The organism is Corallococcus sicarius (genome assembly GCF_003611735.1).
GTDB lineage: Bacteria > Myxococcota > Myxococcia > Myxococcales > Myxococcaceae > Corallococcus > Corallococcus sicarius.
This window is the reverse complement of the sequence record NZ_RAWG01000025.1, coordinates 21344-37975: the sequence shown is the minus strand read 5'-3', so window position 1 is coordinate 37975 and position 16632 is coordinate 21344. Positions and strand designations below refer to the sequence as shown.

At 70.4% G+C, this 16632-nt stretch carries 12 protein-coding genes; 11 read left to right on the top strand and 1 reads right to left on the bottom strand.

All coding sequences use genetic code 11. The features are described 5' to 3' along the window. Positions 1-89: 89 nt before the first annotated feature. Positions 90-503, bottom strand: coding sequence for a PaaI family thioesterase (locus tag D7X12_RS05995; RefSeq protein ID WP_158619976.1), 414 nt, complete (start codon positions 501-503; stop codon positions 90-92). Positions 504-1166: 663 nt separating this feature from the next. Here D7X12_RS05995 and phnD point away from each other — a divergent pair. The 11 genes from phnD (at position 1167) to D7X12_RS05940 (ending at position 16617) form a co-directional block, all read left to right on the top strand. Continuing rightward, a complete protein-coding gene (gene phnD, locus D7X12_RS05990) occupies positions 1167-2159 on the top strand; it encodes a phosphate/phosphite/phosphonate ABC transporter substrate-binding protein (RefSeq protein WP_120624297.1) in 993 nt (330 codons plus the stop codon). Positions 2160-2206: 47 nt separating this feature from the next. Continuing rightward, positions 2207-3478, top strand: coding sequence for an ABC transporter substrate-binding protein (locus D7X12_RS05985; RefSeq protein ID WP_120624296.1), 1272 nt, complete (start codon positions 2207-2209; stop codon positions 3476-3478). Further along, entirely contained in the window at positions 3475-5097 is a 1623-nt protein-coding gene (locus D7X12_RS05980; protein WP_120624295.1) for a methyl-accepting chemotaxis protein, read from the top strand. The genes D7X12_RS05985 and D7X12_RS05980 overlap by 4 nt, the downstream gene beginning before the upstream one ends. An 87-nt stretch (positions 5098-5184) precedes the next feature. Then, positions 5185-5577 carry a BlaI/MecI/CopY family transcriptional regulator gene (locus D7X12_RS05975; RefSeq protein WP_120624294.1) on the top strand — a complete coding sequence of 131 codons (393 nt, stop codon included), beginning with the start codon at positions 5185-5187 and terminating at the stop codon, positions 5575-5577. After that, the gene (locus D7X12_RS05970) at positions 5574-6560 is read left to right on the top strand and encodes a M56 family metallopeptidase (RefSeq protein WP_120624293.1); all 987 of its coding nucleotides are present in this window, start codon (positions 5574-5576) and stop codon (positions 6558-6560) included. The genes D7X12_RS05975 and D7X12_RS05970 overlap by 4 nt, the downstream gene beginning before the upstream one ends. 51 nt (positions 6561-6611) lie before the next feature. Further along, positions 6612-7859, top strand: coding sequence for a TolC family protein (locus D7X12_RS05965; RefSeq protein ID WP_158619975.1), 1248 nt, complete (start codon positions 6612-6614; stop codon positions 7857-7859). Then, positions 7856-9451 carry an efflux RND transporter periplasmic adaptor subunit gene (locus tag D7X12_RS05960; RefSeq protein ID WP_120624291.1) on the top strand — a complete coding sequence of 532 codons (1596 nt, stop codon included), beginning with the start codon at positions 7856-7858 and terminating at the stop codon, positions 9449-9451. Before D7X12_RS05965 ends, D7X12_RS05960 begins: the two co-directional genes overlap by 4 nt. A gap of 13 nt (positions 9452-9464) precedes the next feature. Further along, positions 9465-12620 carry an efflux RND transporter permease subunit gene (locus D7X12_RS05955; protein ID WP_120624290.1) on the top strand — a complete coding sequence of 1052 codons (3156 nt, stop codon included), beginning with the start codon at positions 9465-9467 and terminating at the stop codon, positions 12618-12620. Positions 12621-12749: 129 nt separating this feature from the next. Continuing rightward, complete coding sequence (locus tag D7X12_RS05950) at positions 12750-14615, top strand: hybrid sensor histidine kinase/response regulator (protein WP_120624289.1); 1866 nt, start codon at positions 12750-12752, stop codon at positions 14613-14615. 91 nt (positions 14616-14706) lie between these two features. Then, complete coding sequence (locus D7X12_RS05945; protein WP_120624288.1) at positions 14707-15924, top strand: glycosyltransferase family 4 protein; 1218 nt, start codon at positions 14707-14709, stop codon at positions 15922-15924. Positions 15925-16050: 126 nt separating this feature from the next. Continuing rightward, positions 16051-16617 carry a DUF6484 domain-containing protein gene (locus D7X12_RS05940; RefSeq protein ID WP_147443539.1) on the top strand — a complete coding sequence of 189 codons (567 nt, stop codon included), beginning with the start codon at positions 16051-16053 and terminating at the stop codon, positions 16615-16617. The last annotated feature ends 15 nt before the right edge of the window (positions 16618-16632 follow it).

Below are 16632 nucleotides of genomic sequence, written 5' to 3'. Positions count from 1 at the left end.
AGCGCTGCCGCCGCGCCCGCAAGAGGGCGCGGCGGCATTGCCGCGGTGAGAGGGTGATGGGTTTCGAAGGGCCAGGCCCCGTCAGGGGATCAGCCCTTGGGGAACTCGCCGATCTTCGCGAAGGAGCCGTTGGCCATGGCCACCAGACCCTTCGGGGAGGAGACCGTCATCTCCACGATGACGGCCTTCGAGCCATCGCGGATGACCTTCGCGGTCGCCACCAGGTCCTGCTGCTTCGCGGGAGACAGGAGGCGCACGTTGATGTCCGACGTGACGACGATGGCGCCGCTCTGCGCCGCCGCGGTGAACCAACCCGCCATGTCCAGCAACGTCATCAGGGTGCCGCCGTGCGTGTCCTGGCCGCCGTGGTCGAACTCCGGCTTGCGCTTCCAACGGCAGACAGCCTCGCCCTGGGCGTTGTATTCGAGCGTGACACCCAACGTCTTGTTCAGCGGTGCTTCAGTGAACTGCTCAATCAGGAATGCGTGGAGTGGGTTTGACATGCTTGATCTCCTCAAGAGGTGAGACCGGCCCCTCCTACCACAGGCGCAGCCAGGCGCGTCCCCGGAAAACACGCTATAACAGGGGTCTGACATCCGCTGCTTCGACACAAGCAGCTGATCCACACCCGCAACAGATCCGGTGCACGCAATGCGTGGCGAGGGGGGTACTAGTACCGCCCCTGAAAACATCTCACCAGGGCCCGACACGTGAGATTTCGGATCTCATCAGGCACCACCTCCCGCATCTTGCCTCAGCTCTCCCAATGACAGATGCGGTTGGGTGGCGCGCTCATGGCTTTCCGTGTCTGGGTCACCTGGTGGGTTGTGATTGGCCGCGCACTACCTGGGGCGGTGGGCTCGGGACTCGTGCCGTGCAACCGCCTGGTGCACCGGGCCGCCCGTGCCCCTCCGGAAGAGGTCGCGAGGGCCGGTTTTTTTGCACCCAGGTCGCAACCCACCAAACGGTCCTTCGTGACCCCGCCGCACGTGCCCCAGGTCACTGGATTCTCATAAATGGGGCATTGGCATCTGGCTTGCGGTGTTTCAATCGTGTTACAATTTTGACACGACAGGGAAACACAACGGCCCCCTGTCTCCTCAGCCGCCCTCCCTCCGCCTTCCGTGGGCGGCGGCTGCCTCCCTGCTCCCTCCCCTGAGTCCTCCATGACGCCCGCCCGTGCTGTCCTCCGCTTCTCGAAGCGTCGCTACCCCCTTGCCCGGATGGCCACGCTGCTCGTGTCCCTCGGGGTGTCCGCGGCGAGCCTGCCGGCCCGGGCGCAAGCCCCCGCTCCCAAGAGCGCTCCGGCGGCTGCCACGAGCAAGAGCACCCCGGCTCCTCCCACGAAGGTGCGCATGGCGATGACGGCCGCGTTCGTGTCGGAGAGCGGCATGCCGGTCTACGGCCGCATCGCCACGTACCTCAGCAAGAAGCTGGGCTCGGAGGTCAGCTTCATCACCGGTCAGTCCTACGGTGAGGTGGACAAGATGCTGGATGCGGGAGCCGTGGAGGTCGCCTTCGTCTGTGGGCTGCCCTACGTCCTCAAGCACGACGCGAACAAGGACTCCGTCCACCTGCTCGCCGCGCCGGTGATGAAGGCCGCGCGCTACGGCAAGAAGCCCAAGTATTTCTCCGACCTCATCGTCCGCAAGGACAGCAAGTTCAAGAAGCTGGAGGACCTGCGCGGCGCGACGTTCGTCTACAACGAGGAGGCCTCGAACTCGGGCTACAACCTGCCCCGCTACAAGATGCTGAAGCTGGGCCTGACCCAGGGCTTCTTCGGCAAGGTCATCCGCTCGGGCTCCCACGAGGAGTCCATCCGCCTGGTGGCCACTGGCAAGGCGGATGCGAGCTACGTGGACAGCCTGGTCATCGACTTCGACCGGGAGACCGGCAACGGCTGGGCGAGCGAGGTGAAGGTCCTCGACTCGCTCGGGCCCGCGGGCATTCCCCCGGTGGTCGTCTCGGGCAAGGTGTCCGCGGAGGTCCGCCAGCGCATCAAGCAGGCGCTCCTCACCATGAACAAGGACCCGGATGGGCGCCGCATCCTCGATGACGCGCTCGTCGAGCGCTTCGTCGAGGTGGACGACAGCAACTACGACGACGTCCGTCAGCAATACCAGGCCGCCGTGAAGGCGGGCTTCACCACCATCAAGTGACGGGCCCGCCGCGCTCTCACCCGGCCCCCCTCCAAACGGAGCGACGCATGACGCCTCGACGCGAATTGAAGCCCCTACGGGCCTGGGCCCGCTGGCTGCTGCTGGGCGCCCTCACGTGCGCCGGGGCGGCGCTGGCAGGCCCGGGTGTGAGCGCGACGGAGGTGGTGCTCGGTCAGCCGGCGGCGTTCAGCGGCCCGTCTGCGGGGCTCGGGGTGGAGATGTGGCGTGGGGCCTCGGCGGCCTTCGCGGAGGCCAACGACGCGGGCGGCGTCCACGGCCGGAAGGTCCGCATCGTCGCCGCCGATGACGCGTTCAACCCCGAGCAGGCGGCCCCGGTCGCCCTGCGCTTGCTCAAGGACCAGCAGGTCTTCGCCCTCTTCGGTGGGGTGGGGGATGCCACGCTGATGAAGGTCCTCCCGGTGCTGCTGCGCGCCTCGCAGCGGGAGCAGGCCCTCTACTTCGCCCCGGCGTCGGGCGCGCAGCCCCAGCGCGAGCCGCCCTGGGAGCCGGCCGTGTTCAACGTCCGGGCCTCCTACCGCCAGGAGATCCGCGCCATCGTGGATGCCTTCATCGCCCTGGGCCGTCGGCGCATCGGACTGTTCGTCCAGAACGACGCGTTCGGCGCCATTGGCCGGGATGCCATCCTCCGCGCCCTCCAGGACTACGGCATCAAGCCGGTGGCGGATGCCACCTACCGCAAGGGGCAGGAGTACGCCGCCAGCACCCGGCCGCAGCTCGACGTGCTGCGCGCTGGCGGAGCGGACGTCATCATCGCCATCGGGACGTCCCAGGCCTGCGCCGCGCTGATCCGCGACGCGCGCCTGTCCGGCTGGGACATCCCCATCCACAGCCCCTCCGTGGTGGGCGCGGATGCGCTCGTCTCGCTCCTGCGCGCCGAGGAGCAGCGCGTGCAGAAGCCGCTCCTGGACAACCTCATCTTCACCCAGGTCGTCCCGTCCTACGAAGACACGGACCTCGAGGCCGTCCAGCAGTACCGGGCCGCGATGGAGCGCTACCGCCCCACGGCCCCCGCGGGAGTGGGAGGCGGCTATACCCCGCCCGCGCTCTACAGCTTCGGCTCGCTGGAGGGCTATCTCAGCGCCCGGGCGTTCCTGGCCGTCCTGGACAAGGTGGGCCCGGAGCTGACGCGGCAGCGGTTCCATGAGGCAGCCGAGGCGATGGGGAAGTTCGACCTGGGGCTGCGTGCCGTCGGGGAGCTGTCGCCCACACGGCACCAGGTCTTGAGCAAGGTCTGGTTCACCCACTTCACGGCCGAAGGCTGGCGGACGACGTCCGCGCCAGGGACGGTGCTCCGATGAGCGGCCCGGGAAAGGCGCGCGTGCTCCTGAGGAACCTGCTGTCATTGAGGTTCGGGCTCGCCGCCAAGCTGATGTCCCTCAGCGCTGGCGTGACGCTCCTGGTCTGCTTGACGTTGATGCTCCAGGCCTCCTCCCGGCTGACCACGACGATGCGGAACGCGTTCACCGCGAATGGAGAGGCGCTTGCGTTGTCATTGGCCTCGGCGGCCGAGCAGAGCGTGGGCGGCAACATCGCCCTGCTCCAGAGCGCCATCGACTCCGGCCAGACGCTCGCCAACGTCCGCTACATCTACATCGAGGAGTCCGATGGGTCGGTGGTGGCGCACACCTTCGTCCCCACCTTTCCCGTGGGCATCGAGCGGATCAACCCGGTGGCCCTCGGGGAGCTGTCGGACGGCAAGCGGGTGAAGGTGAACCCCGAGCTTGAGTTCACGGCCTACGGCGATGAGATCCGCGCCATCGACGTGGCGGCCCCCATCTCCGGCGGCGCGCTGGGCACCGTGCACGTCGGCATGGACCTGGACGCCATCGCGGCGGAGGTCGCCTCCCTGCGATGGGCGCTGCTGCTCTGGGCGGGCGTCATCCTGTTGCTCGGGGTGCTGCTGAGCTACTTCGCCTACACCCTCATGCTGCTGCGGCCCTTGCGGCACCTGGCGCACGTCACGGGCCGCATCGTGGAGTCCAATGACCTGGCCCAGGTCGTGACGGTGACCTCGCGGGACGAGCTGGGCCAGCTGGCGGGCTCGTTCTCGAAGATGGTGGAGAAGCTGCGGCAGTTCCAATCCAGCCTCCGCGGATCCGTGGGCGTGCTGAAGGACTCGGCGAGCCGGCTCGACGCGGACACCTCCGAGCAGAGCGCGATGATCAACCGTCAGGCCGCGGCCCTGCAGCAGACGCGCGTCACCATCGAGGAGATCAGCCAGACCTCGCGGATGGCGTCCGGCCGCGCGAAGTCCATCCTCGAGGTGGCGGAGCGCGCGGACGAGGTGGTCCGCACCGGCGAGGACGCGCTCCAGCAGACCCTGGGAGGGCTCAACGAGATCCAGGGCGTCGTCCAGCAGATGGCGCGGATGATCACCCAGCTGGGGGAGCGGACCGCGCAGATCCACGGCATCGCGGAGACGGTGAGGCAGCTGGGCGCCCAGTCCAACATGCTGGCCATCAACGCCGCCATCGAGGCGGCCCGGGCCGGTGAGTCCGGCCGCAGCTTCGGCGTCGTCGCCCGGGAGATTCGAGCGCTGGCGGACCAGTCCATGCGCGAGACGCACCGGGTGACCGCCATCCTCTCCGAGGTGGGCGACACCGTGGCCCAGGCCGTGAAGAACTCGGAGAACGGCGCGCTGCGGCTGCAGGTGGGGCTGTCCCAGGTGGCGGTGTCCGGCGACAAGCTCCGGGAGCTGTCCGGCATCCTCACGGAGAGCACCTCGGGCGTGAGGCAGATCGCCGCCGCGGTGAACCAGCAGAGCCTGGGGGTGGATGAGATCTTCACCGCGCTCAAGAGCCTGGACGCGATGATGCTGGAGACCACACCCCGGGTCGCCTCCACCCAGAAGGCCGCCAGCGCCTTGAAGGACCTCTCCGTGAACGTGTCGGAGCTGGTGAGCCACTACAACGCCTGAGCGCCACGCAAGGGGGCAACTCCGAACACCGGCAGGGCCCACAGGTACTATTGACGGTAGTAGGGCGTCAGGGCCAGACTCGTCCGCGTGAAGAAGCGCACCTGGGAACCGCTCGGCACGTTGGAAGCGGCCGTGATGAAGGTCGTCTGGACGCAAGCGCACGTCACGGCCCGGGAGGTGTGCGACCGGATGACGGGCCGCAAGGAGCGGGCCTACACGACCATCATGACGACGATGGACCGGCTGCACCGCAAGGGGCTGCTGGTGCGTGAGAAGGATGGCCTGGCTTGGCGCTACACCCCGGCGCTCTCCCAGCCCGAGTTCGAGAAGGCGCTGGCGGACGGGATCGCGACCGACATCCTCCAGTCGCACGGGGAGGCGGCGCTGGCCGCGTTCGTGGATGCGGCGGCCGAAGTGGATGAGTCGCTGCTCGACCGGTTGGCGCAGCTCATCGCGGAGCGACGGCGGGGGCGGCGATGATCGCGGCCCTGGCGTTCCTGCTGGAGTGCGCGGCGGTGGCGGCCGCTGTCGGCGTGCTGGCCTCGCTGCTGGTGGCAGGCGTCTTCCTGCTGCCGTGGGGCGTGCCGCGCTCGCGCCCGGCGCTCCGGGCGGAGGGGGCCTTCGTCCTGGGCACGCTGCCCGCCGTGGTGGCGCTGGCGGTGGTGGCCGCCGCCGCCGCGCCGTCCCTGTCCGCGGTCCTGGGTTGGAGTCGTGACCACTGTGGCAGCCATGGGCACCACCTCCACCTGTGCATCCTTCACTCGTCGGGCTTGCGGCCGGTGCTCGCGGTGGTGGGGGCGCTGTCGCTCGCCGTGTTCAGCTTCCGCGCGGGTGGGCTCGTCTGGCGCGTCATGCGCACGCGGTCCCGGCTGGCCGCGCTGGAGGCGCTGGGCTCCTGGCGCCCGGGCCTGTTCCCCGTGGTGGCCGTTCCGGGTGCGCCCCGGCTGTGCCATGCCGCCGGGGTCCTCCACCGTCGCATCCTCATCTCCGCCAGCCTGGAGGGGGCCCTGGCCCCGCTGGAGCTGCGTGGAGCACTGGCCCATGAAGAGGCCCACCTGCGGCGCAGGGACCCCCTGGCGGCGCTGCTGCTCTCCTTCGCGGGGCTGCTCGTGCCACCGCCCCTGGCGCGCGTCTTCCTCTCCGCCTACCAGACGGCGGCCGAGGAGGCGTGTGACGCGGAAGCGGTGCTCGCCGTCGGGGACGGGACGGTGGTGGCGGGGGCCCTGGTGAAGATGGCGTCCCTCCAGCGTCGTGCGTCCAGCGTGGCCGGTGTCCCTGCCTTCGGCCAGGTGGCGTTGGAGCAGCGGGTGCGGCAGCTCCTGGACGCGGAGGTGCGTCCGGCCGTGCCGTCCCGCGCACTCCTGTTCGCGACGGGGGTGGGTGCCGGGGTGCTCTGCGTCGCATTGCTCCACGCGGCAGTCCTCCACCACGCGGTGGAGACCGCCCTCCACTTCTTCTCCTGAACGACGGCCATGCCCACGCGCACGCTCCGCAGCCCTTCGTCCCCACCTACTATGGCCAGTAGTATCCTCCTGGTGCTGCTGGCCGGAGCTGCGTCGGCACAGGCCCCGCTGACCGAAGCGCGGTACGCGGAGCAGGTGGTGGCGGCGAGCCTGGAGGCGCGCATCGCGGAGGCCGAGGCGGCGGTGGGCCGCGCCTCGGCGGTGGGGGTGGGACGGTGGCCCCATCCCACGCTGGAGTGGCAGCGCGAGAAGGCCACCTCCGGCGCGACGGATGCGGCGAGCCAGGACATCTTCAATGTCTCCCTCCCGCTGGTGCTCTCCGGACGCCTGGGCCTGGAGTCCGACGCCGCTGCCCGAGGGGCCCAGGCCGCGGAGGCGAACCTCGCGAGGGCTCGGGGCGAGCTGCGGCATGAGGCGGTCCGCACCTTCGTCGCCGCACTGGCGGCCCAGGAGCGGCGGATCATCCTGGAGGAGTCCGTGTCCGCTTTGCGGCGCCTCGCGGAGGCCATCGCCGTGCGAGAGCGGGCGGGGGAGGCCGCGGGCTACGACCGCCTGCGCATCGAGACGGAGACCGCGACGGTGGAGGACGCGCTGAGCGGAGCGGTGCTCGATGAGCGTCAGGCTCGGGCCCAGGCGCTGCGCCTGCTGGGGCCCGGCGCGAAGGCGCTGCCTCCACTCCAGGGTCCCCTCGCTCCAGAGCGCTCCCTGCCCGCCGCAACCCAGCTCCTGGCCGAGCTGGAGACCCGCCGCGCCGATGCCCGCGCGCTGGAGTTGGAGGCGCAAGGCGCGCGGACGGCCCGCCGCGCGGCGGCGCGGGGATGGATTCCAGAGCCCACGGTGAACGCAGGGGCCCAGCTGCTCAACGTGGGGCAGCCCGGCGCTGGAGCGGGGTACGTGGTGGGACTCACCCTTCCGCTGCCCCTCTTCGAGCGGAGGCAGGGGCAGGAGGCCCAGGCGGAGGCGCGACGGCAGCTCGCGGAGGCCCGCCGTGCGGCCCTGCTGCATGCCGCGCGCTCCCATCTCAGCGCGATGCTGGAGGACGTGGCGGGCCGGCGGGAGCGGCGCGTGAGGCAGCGTGAGGGCGTGCTGAGTCGTGCCGAGGAGCTGCGCCGCATTGCCCACGCGGCCTACCGGGGCGGAAGCGCGGACCTCCTCGTGCTGGTGGATGCGGAGCGGACCGTCCGCGAGGCGCGGCTGACGGCGGTGGACCTGGCCGTCGGTGTCGCCGAGGCCGAAGCCACGCTCTTCCTTCTTTCGGGCGCCTGGGATGGCGCCGACGTCCGGAGTGCCCAGCCATGAGCCGCCTGCATCTTCTCGCCCTGGCCCTTGCGTGCGCCCTCGCCGTGTCCTGCAAGGAGCGCGGTCACGGCCACGAGGGCGAGGCCGCCCATGGCCATGAGGACGGCGGCGCGGAGCCCGAGCGTCCGGACCTCTCCGTCACCGCGTACCAGGACGGCCTGGAGCTGTTCATGGAGTACCCGTCGCTGGTGGTGGGGCAGCCCTCGCCGCTGGTGGCCCACTTCACGGACGCGCGCAATCCGGAGGGCTTCAAGGTGGTGACGAAGGGGCGGGTGACGGCCACCCTCCGTTACGCCGATGGCGCCGAGGAGCGCTTCGTGGCGGACAAGCTGCTGCGCGACGGCATCTTCAAGCCGGAGGTGCGGCCCACGAAGCCCGGCGAGGCCACGCTCACCCTGCGGCTGGAGGGCGAGCAGGTGGCCGGGACGGTGGAGGCGGGCAAGGTGACGGTGCACCCCACCGTGGCCGCGGCCGTGGCCGCCGCGCCTCCCGAGGAGGTGGGTGAGCCCGCGATGCCCTTCCTGAAGGAGCAGCAATGGAAGACGCAGTACGCGACCGCGCCCGCGGAGGCCCGCGTGCTCCAGGGCGGAGTGCGCACCAACGGGGAGCTGAAGCCGGTGGCGGGGCAGGCCGCGGAGCTGTCCGCGCCGGTGGCCGGACGCGTCCTCGTGGGCGGGCCGGTGGCGCACCTGGGGCAGGCGGTGAAGAAGGGCGACGTGTTGGTGCGGCTGGTGCCCACCGCCATGGCGGGGACGACAGACCTGGCCACCGTGGAGATGGAGGCCGCGAGGGCGCGTGCCGAGCTGGGGCTGGCCGAGCGTGAGGTCTCGCGCGCGGAGGAGATGCTCGCGGCCCGGGCCATTCCCGAGAAGCAGCTCGACGCAGCCCGCGTGGCGCGGGAGGTGGCGGCGGCCCGGGCGTCGGCGGCGGAGCGTCAGCTCGCGCTGTACCGGGGCACGCAGAGTGGTGCGGGCGGGCCGGGGGGCTCCACCTTCGAGCTGCGCTCCCCGCTGGACGGGGTCGTGTCCTTCGCGGACGTGACCCCGGGGGCGGTGGTGGAGCCAGGCAAGCGGCTCGTGTCCGTCATCAACCCGTCGCGGCTGTGGCTGGAAGCGAAGGTGTACGAGGCGGATGCACCGAAGGTGGAGCGCTCGCCGGGTGCCTCCTTCACGGTGGCGGGCTTCTCACGCGAGTTCACCGTGGATGAAAAGACGGGACGCCGCGTGGCGGTGGGCACCGTGGTGGACGCTGCCACGCGCACCGTGCCCGTGCTCTTCGAGCTGCCCAACCCGGAGGGTGCCCTCAAGCCGGGCATGTTCGCCAAGGTGACGCTCTACACGGGAGAGACGCTGCGCGCGGTGGCCATCCCGGAGTCCGCGGTGGTGGACGACAACGGCCGGCCCACCGTCTTCGTGATGGAGGGCGGCGAGTCCTTCTTCAAGCGCGCCATCCGCCCCGGCGTGCGCTCCGGTGGCTGGGTGCAGGTGCTGGACGGCGTGAAGGAGGGTGAGCGTGTCGTCTCGCGGGGCGCCTACGAGCTGAAGCTGTCCACCGCCACCGGGGCCATCCCCGAACACGGCCACCAGCACTAGAGGCACGACGACGATGAATCGCCTCATCCGCTGGTCCATCGACAACCGGCTGCTGGTGATCGCCGCCTCCGTGCTGCTGCTGGTGCTGGGCATCCAGGTCGCCCGGAGCATGCCGGTGGACGTCTTCCCGGACCTCACCGCGCCCACCGTCACCGTCCTCACCGAGGCCCACGGCCTGGCGCCCGAGGAGGTGGAGACGCTCGTGACGTTCCCCATTGAAACGGCCGTCAACGGCGCCACGGGCGTGCGCCGGGTGCGCTCGGCGTCGGGCGTGGGCATCTCCATCATCTGGGTGGAGTTCGACTGGGGCACGGACATCTACACCGCGCGCCAGGTGGTGAACGAGAAGCTCCAGTTGGTCGCCGCGCAGCTGCCCGCGGACGTGCCCCCGCCCTCCATGGCGCCCATCTCCTCCGTCATGGGGGAGATCCTCTTCCTCTCCGTCTCCTGGAAGGAGGAAGCGCTGGCGAAGGACGCGGCGGGCCGCGAGGCGCAGATGATGGAGGCGCGAGGCGTGGCGGACTGGGTGCTGCGCAAGCGGCTGTTGTCGGTGCCGGGCGTCTCCCAGGTGGTGCCCATTGGTGGCGCGGTGAAGCAGTACCAGGTGCTGCTGCGCCCGGAGGCGCTGCAGGCGTTCCATGTCTCCTTCGAGCAGGTTGCCACCGCCCTGCGCACGACGAACCACAACGCCTCCGGCGGCTTCTACGTGCAGGGCGGGCAGGAATACCTGCTGCGGGCCGTGGGGCGGGCGAAGGGCATCGAGGACCTGGCGGGCACGGTCGTCACGGTCCGCGGGGGCGTGCCCATCACCGTGGCGCAGGTGGCGGACGTGCGGGTGGGGCCTCGCATCAAGCGCGGGGAGGGAAGTGCCAACGCGCAGCCCGCCGTCATCCTCGCGGTGATGAAGCAGCCGGACGCCAACACGCTGGAGCTGACCCGGCGGTTGGACGCGGTGCTGGACGAGGCCCAGGCCACGTTGCCCCAGGGTCTGGTGGTGGGCCGCAACATCTTCCGCCAGTCGGACTTCATCTCCGTGGCGGTGCGCAACGTGTCCGTGGCGCTGCGGGATGGGGCCCTCCTGGTGGCCGTCATCCTGCTCGTGTTCCTGATGAACGCGCGGGCGACGTTCATCTCCCTCACCGCCATCCCCCTGTCGCTGGTCTCCGCCGTGCTGGTGCTCCGGGTGCTGGGCGTGACGCTGAACACCATGACGATTGGCGGGCTCACCATCGCCATTGGCGCGATGGTGGACGACGCCATCATCGACGTGGAGAACGTCTTCCGGCGCCTGCGGGAGAACGCGCACCTGCCGGAAGGACAGCGCCGGCCCGCGCTGGAGGTCATCTACCGGGCGTCGGTGGAGGTGCGGCACGCCATCGTCTTCGCCACCCTCATCATCATCCTCGTCTTCCTTCCGCTCTTCTTCCTGTCGGGCCTGGAGGGACGGATGCTGGCGCCGCTGGGGCTGGCGTACATCGTGGCCATCGCCGCCTCGCTGGTGGTGGCGGTGACGCTGACGCCCGCGCTGTGCGCGTGGCTGCTGCCCAGGGCCCGGGCGCTGGGCGCGGAGGAGGGCCCCGTGCTGCGCTGGCTGAAGGAGCGCTATCGGCCCTTGCTGCTGGGGGCGCTCTCCCGTCCGCGGGCCATCCTCGCCGGAGCGGCGCTGGCGCTGGTGGCCACGCTGGCCGTCGTCCCGTTCCTCGGGCGCTCCTTCCTGCCCGAGTTCAACGAAGGCACGCTCACCATCAACGCCGTCACGCTGCCGGGCACGTCGCTGGAGGAGTCGGACAAGCTGGGCCGGCGGGTGGAGGAGGTGCTGCTGTCCTTCCCGGAGGTGGTGTCCACCGCCCGGCGCACCGGCCGCGCCGAGCTGGACGAGCACGCCCAGGACGTCAACGCGGCGGAGCTGGACGTGGGGTTGGACCTGTCCAGGGTCAGCCGCGGCAAGGATGCGTTGCTGGAGGACCTGCGCAAGGCCCTCATGCAGGTGCCCGGGGTCATCATCACCATTGGCCAGCCGCTCAGTCACCGCATCGACCACATGCTGTCGGGCACGCGGGCCAACATCGCGCTGAAGCTCTACGGCGACGACCTGGACCTGCTGCGCACGCTGGCCGAGCAGGTGAAGAAGGTGGCCGAGGGCACCCCGGGCGCGGTGGACGTGGCCATCGAGCAGCAGGTGGACATCCCGGAGCTGGAGATCCGCGCGGACCGCGACGCGGTGACCCGCTACGGCCTCACCACGGGCCAGGTGGCCGAGGCGGTGGAGCGGGCCTTCGCCGGAGAGACGGTCGGCACCGTGCTGGAGGGGCAGCGGGTGGTGGAGATCGCCGTGCGCCTGGACGACGCCTCGCGGGCGGACGTGGACGCCATCGCCGCCACGCTGGTGGACACGCCCGTGGGTCCGCCCATCCCGTTGAAGATGCTGGCGAGCCTCACGCGCGAGTCGGGCCCCAACACCATCAGCCGCGAGGGCGTGCAGCGGAAGATGGTGGTGCAGGCCAACGTGGCGGGACGCGACCTGTCCACGGTGGTGGACGACCTGCGGGCCCGCATCTCCCGCGAGGTGCCCCTGCCGTCAGGCTACTTCGTGGACTATGGCGGCCAGTTCGAGAGCGCCGAGGCGGCCACGCGCAGCATCGCCTGGCTGAGCGTGGCGGTGGTGGTGGGCATCTTCCTGCTGCTGGTGGTGGCCTTCGGTTCGGTGCGCAACGCGCTGCTCACGCTCATCAACCTGCCCCTGGCGCTCATCGGCGGAGTGCTGGCGGTGGCGCTCACCTCGGGCGTGGTGAGCGTGGCGTCGCTGGTGGGCTTCATCACCCTGTTCGGCATCGCCACGCGCAACGGCATCCTCATGGTGAGCCACTACGAGCACCTGATGGTGGAGGAGGGAAGGGGGCTCGCGGAGGCCGTGGTGCAGGGCTCCCTGGAGCGGCTGGCCCCCGTGCTGATGACCGCGATGTGCGCGGGCCTGGCCCTGGTGCCGCTCGTCATCGCGGGCGACGCGCCGGGCAATGAGATCCAGGCCCCCATGGGCGTGGTCATCCTGGGAGGTCTGCTGTCCTCCACCTTCCTGAACATGCTGGTGGTGCCGGTGCTCTTCCGGCGCTTCGGTCGCCCCCCCAAACGCCCCGCCGCCGCGGTGCCCTTGGAGGGGGCCACGGGGTAGGGAGGGAGGAGCGCAGGCGTCCCAGCGAGCGCCCGGCGCTCATGGGCTGGCACCGCCCGTCGTCGGGCATGGGCGCCTCTATATTATTGGCCATGTTTCCTCGGTCGCCTGACTTTCCGAGTCGCAAGCATGCCAGGCAGGTGCCTGACGGCCACCGCCGTGGAGCGGCTGTTGCAGCACGGGCGCCTGCCCCATGTGCTGTTGCTCGACTGGCAGCTGCCGGGCCTCTCAGGCAGGGAGGCGCTCGCCTTCCTGCGCGAGCGCTTCGATGAGGTGTCCCTGCCCGTCCTCGTGCTGACGGCGAGCCCGGCGCGCGAAACCCTGGAAGTGGCCCTTTCGACGGGGGCCAACGACTTCGTCCCCAAGCCCTACAACGACGTGGAGCTGCTCGCGCGGGTGCGGGTGCGTGCCCAGGCGGAGGCGCTGGGTGAGCGCGAGGACGCGCTGCGGATCCGTGAAGCGGACGCCCAGGCCGCGCGCGCCCTCGCCGAGGGTGCGCTGGGCGATGTGCAGGCGGTGACCGACGCACTGCTCGACAGCGGGGTGCGCCTGCAGTTGGTGATCGACACCCTCCCGTCCCTCATCAACTTCGTGGACGCCGAGGGCCGCTACGTCCTCAACAACCGCGCCTACGCCGAGTGGTTCGGCGTGCAGGTGGGGGCGCTCCGGGGCCGCACGGTGCGAGAGGTCATTGGAGAGGAGAACTACCAGCACCTGGCCCCGCTGCTCGAGCGTGCACGCGCCGGGGAGGCAGTGGAATACGAGGCGCCCTTCATCTTCGGAGGCGGGCGCCGGGGCTACATCCACGGCACGCATGTGCCCTACCGCGGGCCGGACGGGGAGCTGCGGGGCTACGTGTCGCTCGTGCAGGACGTCACCGAGCGCAGGCGCAGCGAGGCGGCCCTGCGCGAGAGCGAGGAGCGCTTTTGCCGCCTCACCGAGGCCGGCATTATCGGCATCCTGGAGTGGGACGCCTCGGGCGCCTTCACCGCCTTCGCCAATCCGGATTATCTCAAGCTCGTCCCCGACGCCGACATCCTCGGCAAGCCGCTGGCGGAGGCACTGCCGGGCATGGCTGAGCAGGGCTTCGCGAGGCTGCTGGATCAGGTCGTGGCCACGGGCGTCCCCTACGTGGGCACGGAGGTTCCGGTGACGCTGCCCCACCACGCGCCGGACACCGTGGACTACATGAACTTCGTCTTCCAGCCCATGCGCGGGCCCCAGGGCGAGGTCAACGGCGTGCTCGTCTGCGCCTTCGAGGTGACGGATCAGGTGCTCGCGCGCCAGGCCTCCGAGCGGCTCGCGGCCGAGCTCCAGGTGCGCGCGGACGTGGAGCGCCAGCTCATCGGCATCGTGTCGCATGACCTGCGCAACCCCCTCAACGCCATCCTCCTGTCCGCGACGACGCTCCTGAGCCGCCCCGAGTTGGACGAGCGCCAGGAGAAGGTGCTGCGGCGCATGTTGAAGGCGGCCGAGCGCATGCGCCGCATGGTGCACGACCTGCTCGACTTCACCCAGGCGCGCCTGGGCACGGGGCTGGCCGTGCAGCGCCGTCTCACGGACCTGAACGCCCTGGTGCGCCAGGTGGTGGACGAGGTGGCCCTGGTCCACCCCGGGCAGGAGGTGCACTTCGTGGCCGAGGGTGAGGCGCAGGGCGTCTTCGACCCGGACCGCATCGCCCAATTGCTGTCCAACCTGTTGACCAACGCGCTCGTCTACGGCGTCCCGGGGCTTCCGGTGCGGGTGACGACGCGCGCGGAGGCGTCCCACCTCGTGTTGGAAGTACACAACATGGGCGACCCCATTCCACCGGAGCGACTGGAGCGCCTGTTCCAGTCCCTCGAGCGCGGGGCCGTGCTGCCGGCCCATTCCTCGCGCAGCATCGGCCTGGGCCTCTTCATCGTGGAGAGCATCGTGCGTGCCCATGGAGGCACCATCCGCGTGCACTCGACGGCGGAGCAGGGAACGACCCTCCGCGTGAGCCTGCCGCGATGAGACCGCTATCGGACGCAAGGCCTGTCTCGCGGGGGGGGTTGTCGCAGGGAGGAAGTCGCGGTGGCGTGGGCGGCCATGCGAGGGCCTCCCGATGCCGTCGAACCGTCTGCTCGTCTTCAGCCCCACAGCGTTCCATCCCGCGGGACACCAGCAGTCGTACCTCACCGGCCTGGGTGAGGCGCTCGCGCGCCTCGACGTGGAAGTCCACGTCCACGGTCTGACAGGAAGTGTGCGCTATCCCCCGTCCATCGTCCCCCATCTGTCTGGAAAGGACACCGGGGCCGGATTGCGTTCGGAGTACCGCGCGCGGCTGGGACCGCTGGGAGACGTGGTGTGGGGCACCTCACGCCTCACCCGCCAGCTGGGCTTGCTCAACGAGCTGGAGCGCGTGCACGGCTCACTCGGAGGGCCGCCGCTGCTGTTCGAGACCTTCGAGTACCTGACGCTGGCGGCGCACCTCTCACGGGTGCCCAGGGCACCTCACCGGCGGCTCTGCATCTTCCACGACACCCACTTCAACCTGACGCACGCCTCGCTCCTCGCGGGCGCCTACAAGCTCCTGGCCCGTCCCTTCGCGCGGCACATCCTGCGCAGCGTGGACACGTGCTTCGTGCACACCTCCGGGATGCGGGAGAACCTGCTCGAGAACATCGACCCCGGGCAGGACTTCGCCAACAAGGTCGAGGTGCTTCCGTATGGGGCGCCCCATCCCGACACACTGATCCGCGTGGACAGTGCCACGGCACGGGCGGAGCTGGGCATTCCAACGCGGCGCAAGCTGGCGCTCGCCTTCGGCACCCTGCGCGCCGACAAGCGCTTCCGCGTCGTCTTCGAAGCGCTGGCGCGCAGTCCCGGGTGGGAGTTGATCATCGCGGGCCCGGAGGGCGACGTGTCGTACCGGGAGCTTCAGGCCCTCATTGAGCAGGCGCGCGTCCGGGAGCGGGTCCACCTGTTCCCCGGCTTCGTCCGCGTGGAGGAGCACCCCCGGTTCTTCTGGGCGGCGGACGCCGTGCTGAACATCTACGACGCGAGCATCCGCCATGAGAGCGGGACGGCGCAGCTGGCCCGCGCCTTCCTCCGCCCGATCATCGCGGGAGGCCCGCCGGACCTCCACCGCTACGTGCAGGAGACCGGGGCCGGCTGGTCCGTGGCGCCCCTGACGGCCGAGCGGCTCTCGGAGGTGCTCGGGCAGGTCGCCCGGTTGGGAGAGGTGGCGCGAAGGGCGCTGGAGCAGCGCATCCACGCCGCGGCGGTCGAGCGCTCCTGGGATGCCGTGGCGTCCCGGGTGCTGACGGCGCTGAGTGCTTGAGTGGGGTCGTTTGCGCGTCCGTCAATGACTTGCTGTGCCGCCGGGTGCTATTCAGCATGTGAACACAATCATTACATAGCGTGCGGACGAAAGTTACGAGAGGCTCATGCCTCGCCGAGGTTTCCCATGCCTTCACCTGACGATGGCAGCACGCCTGACAAGGATGCCCGCACCGGGTCGCAGCAGCCCATCCTGGGGGCACGCGTCGGTCGACTTGTCGGCGTGAGTCTGGAGGGACTTCCCCTGGTTCAGTTTGAAGGCGGTCCCGGACCGGTTCCGGCACGGAACTTTGTCGCCCTCGACATGGCGCAGCTCCGCGTTGCCGCAGGTGAGCAGCGGCTGGCCGTCCTGCTCTTCGAGGAGGGTGACCCGGCGCGGCCCCTGCTTGTCGCGATGGGGCAGGACTCCCATCCTCCTTCGCTGCTGGAGCAGCTCCTGGAGGAGGCGGCGCGGCCCGAGAGTGCCAAGGCTCCCACGCCCGCTGAACCCGCGCCCGCCACGGAAACCAGGGCAAAGAACTCCGTGCCGGAGGATCGTGTCGTCCTGGGCGCCCAGAAGGAACTTGTGCTTCAGGTGGGCGAGGCGAGCATCACGCTGCGCAGGGACGGTACCATCCTCCTGCGAGGCGTCCGGGTGGAGAGCCGTGCCTCGGGGCTCCAGCTCATCCGCGGTGGTAAAATCGAGTTGAACTGAGTCTTACGGAGACAC

Excerpts from the sequence above, each read along its gene's own strand:
- D7X12_RS05995 (WP_158619976.1), bottom strand. The coding sequence starts at position 503 with ATGTCAAACCCACTCCACGCATTCCTGATTGAGCAGTTCACTGAAGCA.
- phnD (WP_120624297.1), top strand. The coding sequence starts at position 1,167 with ATGACGCCCGCCCGTGCTGTCCTCCGCTTCTCGAAGCGTCGCTACCCC.
- D7X12_RS05985 (WP_120624296.1), top strand. The coding sequence starts at position 2,207 with ATGACGCCTCGACGCGAATTGAAGCCCCTACGGGCCTGGGCCCGCTGG.
- D7X12_RS05980 (WP_120624295.1), top strand. The coding sequence starts at position 3,475 with ATGAGCGGCCCGGGAAAGGCGCGCGTGCTCCTGAGGAACCTGCTGTCA.
- D7X12_RS05970 (WP_120624293.1), top strand. The coding sequence starts at position 5,574 with ATGATCGCGGCCCTGGCGTTCCTGCTGGAGTGCGCGGCGGTGGCGGCC.
- D7X12_RS05965 (WP_158619975.1), top strand. The coding sequence starts at position 6,612 with ATGGCCAGTAGTATCCTCCTGGTGCTGCTGGCCGGAGCTGCGTCGGCA.
- D7X12_RS05960 (WP_120624291.1), top strand. The coding sequence starts at position 7,856 with ATGAGCCGCCTGCATCTTCTCGCCCTGGCCCTTGCGTGCGCCCTCGCC.
- D7X12_RS05955 (WP_120624290.1), top strand. The coding sequence starts at position 9,465 with ATGAATCGCCTCATCCGCTGGTCCATCGACAACCGGCTGCTGGTGATC.
- D7X12_RS05950 (WP_120624289.1), top strand. The coding sequence starts at position 12,750 with ATGCCAGGCAGGTGCCTGACGGCCACCGCCGTGGAGCGGCTGTTGCAG.
- D7X12_RS05945 (WP_120624288.1), top strand. The coding sequence starts at position 14,707 with ATGCCGTCGAACCGTCTGCTCGTCTTCAGCCCCACAGCGTTCCATCCC.
- D7X12_RS05940 (WP_147443539.1), top strand. The coding sequence starts at position 16,051 with ATGCCTTCACCTGACGATGGCAGCACGCCTGACAAGGATGCCCGCACC.